The following is a 12068-nucleotide window of genomic DNA, read 5'->3' as shown; positions in this document are numbered from 1 at the left end:
GCGCCTCACCTCCCGGAGCCGTGACCGTACCGGGCCGACGGCGGCAGACAGATCAGAAGAAATCGCCTCCTTCAGTCTTGCCGGACGCACAAATCACCGCAATACGCATGAATTTCGGCAGTTCGCAACCTGAGGCACGGCCTAAGGCATACAGTAAGGAAACTTTCCTAATAGAGAGGCGACGCGTCAGTTGGGCTGCCCCAGCGGGCGTACGACCACGGTGTTGACGTCGACCCCGGCCGGCTGCCGGATCGCCCACACCACCGAGTCGGCGATCTGGTCGGCGGTCAGCAGATGCCCCGGGGGCAGGCTGCCGAGCCCGTCCCAGAACGGGGTCTCCACCCGCCCGGGAGCGACCAGCGTCACCCCGATCCCGAAGTCGGTGACCTGGCGCCGGGTGTTCTCGGCGAGCCCGGTGACCGCCCACTTCGTGGCGCCGTAGATGTTGCCGGGAGTGTTCACGAACCCGGCGACGGAGCCGACGAGCACGATCCGGCCACGGGTCTCCTTCAGCGCCTCGACGGAGGCGCGGATGAGCAGGGCCGGGCCGAGGACGTTGGTGAGGACCATCTCGGTCCAGCCGGCCGGGTCGCCGTCGGCGACGGTGTCATGGGTGGCGAAGCCGGCATTGGCGACGACGGTGTCCAGCCGGCCGTATGCCTTGAGCGTACGGTCGACAGCGTTCTGTACGTCGTCGAATGCCGACGCGTTGCCGACGACCGTCTGCAGTTCCTCGGGCCGGCCGAGCTCGTCGGCGAAGTCCCGCAGCCGCGATTCGGTGCGGCCGGTGACGGTGACCCGGTGTCCGGCGGCCAGCAGCTGCCGGGCGACGGCGGCGCCGATGCCGGTGGCACCGCCGGTGATGAGTGCGACCGGAGAGTCGTTCACAAGATCCCCCTGTGTGTCGATGACGCCGGGGAGCCCATCACATGGAGCGCGCTCGAAGTCAAGCGCCCGCCCTGCCGCCGGACGTGCCATGACGTCAGACCGGCCGTACCGCCCGGTGCACCGTGACCGCCGCCAGGACGAAGACGTCGGGGCGGCGGTGGACGCTGCCGGGGTCGGCGGGGTCGAGGAGCCGGTCGAGGGTGGCGCGGTCCTCGGCGTCCAGGACCTCGGCGTGGACGTCCCGGGCGCGGGTCAGCGCGGCGGCGACGAAGGCGCGGGCCCGGTCCGGCACGGGGGCGGGCACGTCGAGCAGGAAGCTGCGGGTGCCGGTGTGCTTCAGGCCCGCGGCACCCAGCAGGGCGGGCCAGTCCTCGGTCTCGGCGACGGCGCCGGGCAGGTCGGCGCGCATCCGGGCGAAGCGGTCCTCCTGGGCGGCGTCGAGACGGGCCTGCAGTCCGGGGCGGCCGAAGCCGAGGTCGCGGGGCAGCCACCGGGAGGGCAGCCCGCCCTCCAGGACGGCCAGCGTGCCGCCGGCGGCGAGCCGGGCGCCGAACGCGGCGAGCACGGCCCTCTGGTCACCGAGGTGATGCAGGCTGCGGCTGGCCCACAGCAGGTCCGCCGGGTAGTCCAACTCCTTGAGCGAGTCGGGGAGTTCACCGGCGATGGTGTCGAAGCGGTCCGCGATGCCCTGGCGGGCGGCGCGGGCGCGGGCACGCTCCAGCAGCTCGGCGGCGCCGTCGGCGGCGACCACCCGGGCGCCGGGGAAGGCCTCCGCCATCAGGCAGGCGATCACCCCGGGCCCGCTGCCCGCGTCCACGATCAGACCGGGTTCGGTCACCTCCTTGCCCAGCCAGGCCAGGGCGCGCGCGTACGCCGGGCCGTACAGCTCGGCCTCCGCCTCCAGCAGGGCCGCCATGGCCGCCCAGTCGGTTGCGTCGCCGTGCCCGTGGCTGTGGCCGTGATGTGCGTGGTCCCCCTGGTGGATGTGGTGGGTCTGGTGCTCGTGTGCCATGGTGGTCAGCCTCTCGGTCGGATGTCGTCAGCGTGCGACGGCACTCCGGGAGGAGGCCAGTTCTGTTGCCGGTGCCGCAAAAAAAAAACCGGGTGTGCGGGGGGGGGAGGGCGCCAGCATGGAACCCGTGGACGACGAACTGGTGCAGCGCTTCCTGACCGACGGCTTCGTGAAGATCGACGGCGCGGTCCCGCCCGCGGTCGCCGACGACTGTGCCCGGCTGCTCTGGCGGGAGACCGGTTACGAACCGGGCGACCCCGGCACCTGGCAGGATCCGGTGGTGTGGGTCGGGGAAATGCCCCAGGAGCCGTTCGACGCGGCCGTCAACTCCCCTGTGCTGCACGAGGCGTTCGATCAGCTCGTCGGTCCGGGCCGGTGGATGCCGCGCCGTTCGCTGGGAGGCTTTCCGCTCCGTTTCCCGCACCCCCAGAAGCCGGATGACGCAGGCTGGCACATCGAAGGCAGCTATCTGCCCGAGGGCGCCACGTGGCATTACGCCAACCTGCGCTCGCGGGACCGCGCCCTGCTGATGCTGTTCCTGTTCAGCGAGGTGACCGAGGCCGACGCCCCGACCCGGATCCGGCTCGGGTCACACCTGGACGTGCCACCGCTGCTGGAGCCGTACGGCGAGGCGGGGGCCTCCATCCTGAGACTCGCCCCCCGGCTCGACCGGGCCTCGGCCCACCGCCCGCTCGCGTACGCCACCGGCCGCCCCGGCGACGTCTACCTCTGCCATCCCTTCCTCGTCCACGCCGCCCAGCCACACCACGGCACCCGGCCCCGGTTCATGGCGCAGCCGCCGCTGATGCCGGCGGTGCCGTACGAGCTGGAACGGGCGGACGGCGCGTACGCGCCGGTGGAGATCGCGATCCGCCGGGGCCTCGGCCGATAACGGCCGGGGCCCCGGCGGACGTTCACCACGCCGGTGCTACGGCAGCGGCGGGTAGGCGTTCTGCATCAGCTGCTGGAACTGGGCGGAGAACCAGTGCCCAGCCAGCGGCGCGTTCGGCAGGGCGCCGGACATGTTGTTGTTGTTGCGGACGTTGCCCGTGTAGGTCGGGTCGCACATCCGGTCGAAGCCCTTGCCCTCGTCGTTGGCGATGGCGGTGCTGGAGCCGTCGGACTCCCCCGGCGGCTTCATCCACACATAGGCGTCGATCCCGGGCGCCGGGCTCGCCTGCGGGCGTTCGCCGAGGCCGGCCCCGGCCTGGTTGCACCAGTTGCCGATGTTGATACGTCGGTCGTAGCGGCCGCCGTCGACGTAGGCGTCCACGCTGGTCTTCGGGCCCGGTCCGGTCGGGCGGGCGGTGCCGCCCCAGCCGTTGCGGGAGGTGTCGATCAGCATGCCGATGTTCGAGTTGAAGCCGACGGAGACCAGCTCGTTGCGGAAGGCCTGGGCGAAGGACTGCTCGTCGACGTACCGGTTCCAGTCCACCCACTTGGACTGGCGGACCGAGGTGCCGTTGACGGTGTCGTTGATCGTGAAGTTGTCCTCCTTCAGGGCGCTGAAGTTGGCGGTGTTGGTGATGAAGCCCTGGACGTCGTCCACCGTCGCCCCGGAGCTGGTCGCCGCCTGCTTGAGCACGTTCGCGGAGGCGGCGAAGTTGTCGTCCCAGCCGAGCCAGCCGTGGTGGCCGGCGTCGAGGTAGTTGTAGACGTTGGGGATGGCACCGAGCTTGGCGAGGGCGTAGCCGACGCCCTTCACGTAGTTGCCGTTGGCGAGCATGGTGTCGCAGTTGGCGGTGGCGGTGGCGCGGCTGCCCGTGTTGGTGACGAGGTTGGGCAGCGAGTCCAGCTCGATCGTGGTGACGATCCTGAGGGAGGCGTACTTGGGGTCGGCGAGGATCGCGGCGATCGGGTCGATGAACTGGCTCTCGTACCTGCCGATGTCGTCCGGACCGAGTTCGCCGTTGGAGGCGAGGGCGGCGCAGTCGCGGCCGGGCAGGTCGTAGACGACCAGCTGGATGACCTCCTGGTCGCTTCCCTTCTGTGTGAGGGCCGCGTTCAGGTGGTCGCGCAGCCCCATGCCGCCGTTGACGCCGTTGATCGCGGCGATGCGGTCGAGCCACACACCGGTCGGCTGGTTGGAGACGCGGGTGCCGCCCGGTTCGGCGGCGGCGTTGGCCGACCACTCCGGGTTCACGTACACCTTGGCGCCGGCGTAGGGGTTGTCGACACGGCTGCCGGTGCTGCCGCCGCCGGTTCCGCCGCCCGTGCCCCCGCCGCTGCCGGTGCCGTCGTCGACGTTGCACGTGACGCCGTCGAGGGTGAAGGTGGTGGGCAGGGCGTTGGTGCCGCTGTAGGAGGCGTTGAAGCCGAAGCTGACCGAACCACCGGTGGCCAGCGTGCCGTTGTAGCTCTCGTTGGTGGCGGTGACGGCGGTGCCGCTCTGGCTCACTTGCGCGTTCCAGCCGCTGGTGACCTGCTGGTTACCGGCGTACGACCACTTCACCGCCCAACTCGACTTGGCAGCTGAGTTGTTGGTGACGGTGACGGCGGCGGTGAAGCCGGTGCCCCACTGGTTCTGCACCGTGTAGGCGACGGTGCAGGGGATGGCGTCGGCCGCCGCGGAGGCGGGTGTGGTGGTGAGCGCTGTCCCGGACGCCGCGGCGACCAGCGCCAGGGCGGCGAGCAGCGAGGTTCTCGTACGACTCATGAGTGCGGGTTCCTCTTCTCGGTTGCGGAGTTACGGGTTGAGGGCACGCAGGTGGTCACGCAGCCCGATGCCATAGGCGGTGGGTGTGCCGTCGTAGGCGGAGATCAGGGACGGCCCCGAGGAGCAGTCCCAGGTGTTCCAGGTCCAGCCCAGGTAGGACAGGTCCCGGTCGTCGAACCACTTCATGACCTGGTCGATGAAGCCGTGCGAGCAGGTGTTCTCACCGATCTCCCCGGCGATCAGCGGCACCTGGGCCGCGACCGGGGCGAGTGTGGAGTTCCAGCAGCTCTCGGACGAGCAGGTGTTGAAGTTGTAGACGTGGTAGGAGGCGGCGAGATTGCCGACGGGATCCTGTGGTTCGTACGCGGCCCACTGGCTGAGGTCGTTCGAGTACGCCAGACCGCCGGCCATGATGAGGTTCTTGGATCCGGTGTTCCGGATACCGTCGACGAGGCTCTGCATACCGGCGACCGCGTACGAGATCCCGGGGCAGGTCCCGCCGTCCCGCCAGCACTTCCAGGCGTCGGCCGTGCTGGAGGTCGCCCGGTCCGGGTAGGGCTCGTTGAACAGGTCGAACACCGGCGCCGGGTCGTCCTTGAAGGTGCTCGCCACCGATGCCCAGAACGACGGACCGTACTGCGCGTCAGGCATGGGTTTCTGGCAGGTGGCGTGGACGTCGGAGCAGCCGGCCGAGTTGCCGGTGTACTGACCGTAGGACCAGTGCAGGTCGAGGATCGGGGTCAGGCCGTGTGCCTCGACGCGGGCCACCAGGTCCTTGACGGCGTTGATGTAGTTGGCGCCGCCGTACTCGGGCTTGATGTTGGAAAGGCCCAGCCAGCACTCCTCGTTGAGCGGGATGCGGACGGCGTTGGCCTTCCAGTCGGCGATCGCCTTGATCGCCGCGTCGTCCACCGGGCCGTCCCAGATGCCGTAGCCCTGCACGCACATGAACTCGCCGCCGGAGCGGTTGACGCCGAGCAGCCGGTGGGTCGCACCGGAGGCGTCCACGAGCTTGGTGCCGGAGACGTGCAGGGCGGGCGCGGTGCCGTTGGACGGCGGAGGAGAGGTCGGGGGCGGTGTCGTCGGCGGTTGTGCATCGACGTTGCAGGTCGTGCCGTTGAGCTTGAACGCCGTCGGCACGCTGTTCTTCCCCGACCAGGAGGCGAGGAAGCCGGCGGTCACACTGGCACCGGTGCCGAGGGCGCCGTTGTAGCTCTCGTTGGCCGCGGTCACGGTGGTGCCGGACTGGGACCACTTGGCGTTCCAGCCCTGGGTGATCTTCTGGCCGTCGGCGAAGTCGAAGCCGAGCTGCCAACTGCTCAGCGCGGCCTGGTTGTTGGTGATGGTCACCGAGCCCTGGAAGCCGCCCGCCCACTGGTTGGTGACGGAGTACTCCACCGTGCAGGCGGGCGTGGCCCCCTGGGCCGACACCACCGGGACGAGCGCGCTCCCGATGAGCGCGACCGCTCCGGCGGCGGCTAAAAGTACTGAACGCGGGGGGTGTCTCATGAGCGACTCCTCGCAGTTGAGCGCGCCGTGACAGGCGCGCCGACTGACTGGAACCGCTCCCACTGGTGCGAAGGAAGGTAGCGCCAAGTGGGCGGATTGCCCAGGGGAGTTGCTGACTTTTCCTCAACGACTTCCGTCGAATCTTTTCGACTCTTCAAGCACCTTGACCGCCCATAGGGTCGTCCTCACTATGGGAGCGCTCCCACTGGTTCAAGCCTTGACATCTTCCCGAGCCGCAAGCCCGCAAGGAGGAACCAGCACATGGATCCCGGACGCAGACGCAGAGCCGTGCGACGGTGGTGGACCGCCGTGGCGGCGGTGTTCGCCCTGCCCCTGTCGATGCTCGCCGCCGGCGCGACGACCGCACACGCGGCGTCCGTGCAGTGCAGCGTCGACTACACGACCAACGACTGGGGCTCCGGCTTCACCGCCGCCCTCACGATCACCAACCGCGGTACGGACGCCATCAACGGCTGGACGCTCGGTTACGCCTACTCCGGCAATCAGAAGCTGACGAACGGCTGGAACGGCACCTGGTCCCAGTCCGGCCAGACGGTCACCGTGCAGAACGCCTCGTACAACGGCACCATCGCCGCGGGCGCCGCCGTCACCACCGGCGCGCAGTTCACGTACAGCGGCACCAACACCGCCCCCACCTCGTTCTCGGTCAACGGCACGACCTGCGCCGGCGCGCACCAGCCGCCGGTCACGGTGCTGACCAGCCCGAGCGTTGGCGCGGTGTACACGCAAGGGGACGCGGTCCCGCTCGCCGCGACCGCGGCGGCCGCGGACAACGCGACGATCAGCAAGGTGGAGTTCTACGACGACACCACGCTGCTGGGGACGGACACGAGCGCGCCGTACACGCTCTCCGTCTCCAGTTTGACCGTGGGCAGTCATTCGCTGGTGGCGAAGGCGTACGACAGCACGGGCGCGTCGGCCGAGTCCACTCCGGTGGGCGTCACGGTCGTCTCGGGCCCGGCGGTGGTGGCCTCGCCGGCCCAACTCGGCGTCCAGCAGGGCAAGTCGGGGACGTTCGGGGTGAAGCTGTCGACGCAGCCGAGCGCCAACGTCACGGTGAGCGTGGCCCGCACGGGCGGCAACAGCGGTCTGTCCGTGACCGGCGGCTCCTCCCTCACCTTCACCCCGTCGAACTGGAACACCGCACAGACGGTCACCGTCACGGCGGACTCCTCCGGAACGGGTGCGGCGACCTTCACCGCCTCGGCCACCGGCCTCACCAAGGCGACGGTCACCGTGACGGAGCTGGCGGCGACGAAGGACTACGACCAGCGGTTCCTGGACCTGTACGGCAAGATCACCGACCCGGCGAACGGTTACTTCTCCCCCCAGGGCATCCCCTACCACTCGGTGGAGACCCTGATCGTGGAGGCCCCGGACTACGGTCACGAGACCACGTCGGAGGCCTACAGCTACCTTCTCTGGCTGCAGGCGATGTACGGCAAGGTCACCGGTGACTGGTCGAAGTTCAACGGCGCGTGGGCCCTGATGGAGAAGTACATGATCCCCACGCACGCCGACCAGCCGGCGAACTCCTTCTACAACGCCTCCAAGCCGGCGACGTACGCGCCCGAGGAGGACACCCCGGACCAGTATCCGGCGAAGCTGGACACGTCGGTGTCGGTGGGATCGGATCCGATCGCCGGTGAACTGAAGACCGCATACGGTACGGACGATGTCTACGGTATGCACTGGATCGAGGACGTGGACAACGTCTACGGCTACGGCGACACGCCCGGCGGCACCTGCGAGGGCGGCCCGACGGCGAGCGGACCGTCGTACCTGAACACCTTCCAGCGCGGCCCGCAGGAGTCCGTCTGGGAGACGGTCCCCCAGCCGACCTGCGACGCCTTCAAGTACGGCGGCAAGAACGGCTACCTGGACCTGTTCACGGGCGACAACTCCTACGCCAAGCAGTGGAAGTACACCGACGCCCCGGACGCGGACGCCCGCGCGGTGCAGGCGGCGTACTGGGCGGACGTGTGGGCGAAGCAGCAGGGCAAGGGCGGCGATGTGTCGGCCACGGTCGCCAAGGCCTCGAAGATGGGCGACTACCTGCGGTACGCGATGTACGACAAGTACTTCAAGAAGATCGGCACCTGTGTGGGCCCCTCGACCTGCGCGGCCGGCACCGGCAAGGACGCCTCGCACTACCTGCTGTCCTGGTACTACGCCTGGGGCGGCGCCGCCGATACCAACGCGGGCTGGGCCTGGCGGATCGGCTCCAGCCATGTGCACGGCGGCTACCAGAACCCCCTGGCCGCCTACGCGCTGAGCAGCTACCCGGACCTGGAGCCCAAGTCGGCGACCGGCGCCTCGGACTGGGGCAAGTCGCTCCAGCGGCAGCTGGAGTTCTACCAGTGGCTGCAGTCGTCCGAGGGCGCGATCGCGGGCGGCGCGACCAACAGCTGGCAGGGCCGGTACGCCACCCCGCCGGCCGGTACGCCGACCTTCTACGGCATGTACTACGACTGGGAGCCCGTCTACCACGACCCGCCGTCCAACCAGTGGTTCGGGTTCCAGGCGTGGTCGATGGAGCGGGTCGCCGAGTACTACCAGCAGACGGGGAACGCGACCGCGAAGGCGGTCCTCGACAAGTGGGTGAAGTGGGCGCTGTCCCAGACCACGATCAACCCGGACGGCACCTACAAGATCCCCTCGACCCTCCAGTGGTCCGGTCAGCCGAACACCTGGAACCCGTCAAGTCCCGGCTCCAACAGCGGACTTCACGTGACGGTCGCCGACTACACCAACGACGTCGGCGTGGCGGCGGCGTACGCGAAGACGCTGACCTACTACGGCGCCAAGTCGGGTGACACGACGGCGAAGTCGACGGCGAAGGCGCTGCTGGACGGCATGTGGAACAACTACCAGGACAGCCTGGGCGTCGCCGTCCCCGAGACCCGCAGCGACTACAGCCGGTTCGGCGACAGCGTGTACGTGCCGAGCACCTGGAGCGGCACCATGCCGAACGGCGACGCCATCAACTCCTCGGCCACCTTCACCTCGCTGAGGTCCTTCTACAAGAACGACCCGGCCTGGTCGAAGATCGAGGCCTATCTCAAGGGCGGCGCCGCGCCCGTCTTCACGTACCACCGGTTCTGGGCCCAGGCGGACATCGCCCTGGCCATGGGCTCGTACGCGGAGCTCCTCGAATAGTCCCCGCTGACGCTCCGCGTGCACGACCCCGTCACAGGGCGACGGGGTCACCAAGGCCGGGCGGTCCCCTCCCGCACAGGGGACCGCCCGGTCGTCATGTCCTGCTCCCCTCACGCGCAGGAAGGACCCCCACCATGCGAAGAACCCGTATCGTCACGGCCGTGCTCGCCCTCGCGGCCGGGCTGCTCGCGGGCACCCCGCCCGCACTGGCCGCGGCCACGGCCGCGTCCGCCCCGCAGGTGACCGTCGCCGCGGACACGTACACCTGGAAGAACGCCCGGATCGACGGCGGCGGATTCGTCCCCGGGATCGTCTTCAACCGCTCCGAGAAGAACCTCGTCTACGCCCGTACCGACATCGGCGGCGCCTACCGCTGGCAGCAGTCGACGAAGACCTGGACCCCACTGCTGGACTCGGTCGGCTGGGACGAGTGGGGGCACACGGGCGTGGTCAGCCTCGCCTCCGACTCCGCCGCCCCGGACAGGGTGTACGCGGCGGTCGGCACGTACACCAACAGCTGGGATCCGACGAACGGCGCCGTGCTGCGCTCCTCCGACCGAGGCGCGAGCTGGCAGAAGACGGACCTGCCGTTCAAACTGGGCGGCAACATGCCGGGCCGGGGCATGGGCGAGCGGCTCGCGATCGACCCGAACAAGGACAGCGTGCTGTATCTGGGCGCGCCCAGCGGCAAGGGACTGTGGCGGTCGACGGACTCCGGGGTGACCTGGTCGCAGGTGACGAGCTTCCCGAACCCCGGCAACTACCAGCAGGATCCGAGCGACACGACCGGGTACGCGAGTGACAACCAGGGGATCGTCTGGGTCACCTGCGACGAGTCCACGGGGACGTCGGGGAGCGCGACGAAGACGATCTACGTGGGGGTCGCCGACAAGGACAACGCGGTGTACCGGTCAACGGACGCGGGCGCCACGTGGTCGCGGCTTCCGGGTCAGCCGACGGGGTATCTGGCGCACAAGGGTGTACTGGACGCGGTGAACGGCTATCTGTATCTCGCCTACAGCGACAAGGGCGGTCCGTACGACGGTGGCAAGGGCCGGCTGTGGCGGTACGCCACCGCGACGGGCACGTGGACGAACATCAGCCCGGTGGCGGAGTCGGACACCTCCTACGGCTTCAGCGGGCTGACGGTCGACCGTATGCACCCGTCCACCATCATGGCCACCGCGTACAGTTCCTGGTGGCCGGACACCCAGATCTTCCGTTCCACCGACAGCGGCGCCACCTGGACCAGGGCCTGGGACGACACGTCGTACCCCAACCGCTCGAACCGCTACACCATCGACGTGTCGTCCTCCCCCTGGCTGACGTTCGGCGCGAACCCGTCGCCGCCGGAGCAGACGCCGAAGCTGGGCTGGATGACGGAGTCGCTGGAGATCGACCCGTTCGACTCCGCCCGGATGATGTACGGCACGGGCGCCACGCTGTACGGCACCGAGAACCTGACCAACTGGGACAGCGGCGGGCAGTTCACGGTGAAACCGATGGTGCAGGGCCTGGAGGAGACCTCGGTCAACGACCTGGCGTCACCTCCCTCCGGTGGCGCCCAGCTCTTCAGCGCCCTGGGTGACGTCGGCGGCTTCCGGCACACGGATCTCACCAAGGTGCCGTCGCTGATGTACACGTCCCCGACCTTCACCACGACCACGAGCCTGGACTTCGCCGAGGCGATCCCGAACACCGTGGTCCGGGTGGGCAATCTGGACTCCGGTCCGCACATCGCGTTCTCGACGGACAACGGCGCGAACTGGTTCGCGGGCACGGATCCCTCGGGGGTGAGCGGTGGCGGCACGGTGGCGGCGGCCGCCGACGGCAGCCGCTTCGTGTGGAGCCCGGCGGGCACGGGCGTGCAGTACACCACGGGTTTCGGTTCGTCCTGGTCGGCGTCGAGCGGCATCCCGGCCGGCGCGATCGTCGAGTCGGACCGCGTCGACCCGAAGACCTTCTACGGCTTCAAGTCGGGGAAGTTCTACGTCAGTTCGGACAGCGGCGCGACCTTCACCGCGTCCACGGCGACCGGCCTGCCGAGCGGTGACAGCGTCCGCTTCAAGGCACTGCCCGGCACCAAGGGCGATGTGTGGCTCGCAGGGGGTGCGACGGACGGCGCGTACGGCCTGTGGCACTCCACGGACGGCGGGGCCACCTTCACCAAGCTGTCGAACGTCGGCCAGGCCGACACGATCGGCTTCGGCAAGGCGGCGAGCGGGGCGTCGTACCAGACCCTCTACACCAGCGCGAAGATCGGCGGCGTGCGCGGCATCTTCCGCTCGACCGACGAGGGCGCGACCTGGACGCGGATCAACGACGATGCCCACCAGTGGGGTTGGACGGGCGCGGCGATCACCGGCGACCCGAGGGTGTACGGCCGCGTGTACGTCTCCACCAACGGCCGGGGGGTCGTCTACGGCGACGCCACAGGCTCGTCCGACAGTGGTGGCGACAGCGGTGGGAGTTCTGGCAGTTGCTCGGTGACGTACGGCGTCACCAGCCAGTGGTCGGGCGGGTTCCAGGCGGATGTGAAGCTGACCAACACGGGATCGACCGCCTGGACCGGGTGGTCACTCGGCTGGTCGTTCACCGACGGCCAGAAGATCGGCCAACTCTGGAACGCGTCGTACACACAGGACGGCTCGGCCGTGACGGCCACGAATGTGAGGTGGAACGGCAATGTGGCGGCGGGCTCATCGGTGAGTTTCGGGTTCACCGGTACGTGGTCGGGCTCCAACGCGAAGCCGGCCGCGTTCAAGCTGGCCGGCCAGGACTGCTCCGTGAACTGAACCGTGGGGCGCGTACCGCTGCGGTACG

7 protein-coding genes are annotated in these 12068 nt (G+C 69.4%); 3 read left to right on the top strand and 4 right to left on the bottom strand.

Translation table 11 applies throughout. The features are described from left to right. Positions 1–186 precede the first annotated feature (186 nt). Complete coding sequence (locus ACH47Z_RS21295) at positions 187–888, bottom strand: SDR family oxidoreductase (protein ID WP_399075819.1); 702 nt, start codon at positions 886–888, stop codon at positions 187–189. 94 nt (positions 889–982) lie between these two features. Then, positions 983–1900, bottom strand: coding sequence for a class I SAM-dependent methyltransferase (locus ACH47Z_RS21290; RefSeq protein WP_399075817.1), 918 nt, complete (start codon positions 1898–1900; stop codon positions 983–985). A gap of 118 nt (positions 1901–2018) precedes the next feature. Between ACH47Z_RS21290 and ACH47Z_RS21285 the strand changes: the two genes are divergently transcribed. Further along, positions 2019–2792, top strand: a complete 774-nt coding sequence (locus tag ACH47Z_RS21285; protein ID WP_399075815.1) for a phytanoyl-CoA dioxygenase family protein — start codon at positions 2019–2021, stop codon at positions 2790–2792. A gap of 36 nt (positions 2793–2828) precedes the next feature. Here the strand turns inward: ACH47Z_RS21285 and ACH47Z_RS21280 are convergent, their stop codons facing one another. Further along, positions 2829–4556, bottom strand: a complete 1728-nt coding sequence (locus ACH47Z_RS21280; protein WP_399075813.1) for a glycoside hydrolase family 6 protein — start codon at positions 4554–4556, stop codon at positions 2829–2831. Between the two features lie 30 nt (positions 4557–4586). Continuing rightward, positions 4587–6065: a cellulase family glycosylhydrolase gene (locus ACH47Z_RS21275; protein WP_399075811.1), complete on the bottom strand. Its 1479-nt coding sequence runs from the start codon at positions 6063–6065 to the stop codon at positions 4587–4589. 261 nt (positions 6066–6326) lie between these two features. On the opposite strand from ACH47Z_RS21275, the gene ACH47Z_RS21270 reads away from it, so the two are divergent. Further along, the gene (locus ACH47Z_RS21270) at positions 6327–9245 is read left to right on the top strand and encodes a glycoside hydrolase family 48 protein (protein WP_399075809.1); all 2919 of its coding nucleotides are present in this window, start codon (positions 6327–6329) and stop codon (positions 9243–9245) included. Positions 9246–9379: 134 nt separating this feature from the next. Further along, positions 9380–12040, top strand: a complete 2661-nt coding sequence (locus ACH47Z_RS21265; RefSeq protein ID WP_399075806.1) for a cellulose binding domain-containing protein — start codon at positions 9380–9382, stop codon at positions 12038–12040. Positions 12041–12068 lie beyond the last annotated feature (28 nt).

It is taken from the genome of Streptomyces sp. NPDC020192 (genome assembly GCF_044388685.1).
Lineage (GTDB): Bacteria > Actinomycetota > Actinomycetes > Streptomycetales > Streptomycetaceae > Streptomyces.
Note: the sequence above shows the minus strand (reverse complement) of the source record. Positions and strands in the feature narration are given on the sequence as shown.

Excerpts from the sequence above, each read along its gene's own strand:
- ACH47Z_RS21290 (WP_399075817.1), bottom strand. The coding sequence starts at position 1,900 with ATGGCACACGAGCACCAGACCCACCACATCCACCAGGGGGACCACGCA.
- ACH47Z_RS21285 (WP_399075815.1), top strand. The coding sequence starts at position 2,019 with ATGGAACCCGTGGACGACGAACTGGTGCAGCGCTTCCTGACCGACGGC.
- ACH47Z_RS21280 (WP_399075813.1), bottom strand. The coding sequence starts at position 4,556 with ATGAGTCGTACGAGAACCTCGCTGCTCGCCGCCCTGGCGCTGGTCGCC.
- ACH47Z_RS21275 (WP_399075811.1), bottom strand. The coding sequence starts at position 6,065 with ATGAGACACCCCCCGCGTTCAGTACTTTTAGCCGCCGCCGGAGCGGTC.
- ACH47Z_RS21270 (WP_399075809.1), top strand. The coding sequence starts at position 6,327 with ATGGATCCCGGACGCAGACGCAGAGCCGTGCGACGGTGGTGGACCGCC.
- ACH47Z_RS21265 (WP_399075806.1), top strand. The coding sequence starts at position 9,380 with ATGCGAAGAACCCGTATCGTCACGGCCGTGCTCGCCCTCGCGGCCGGG.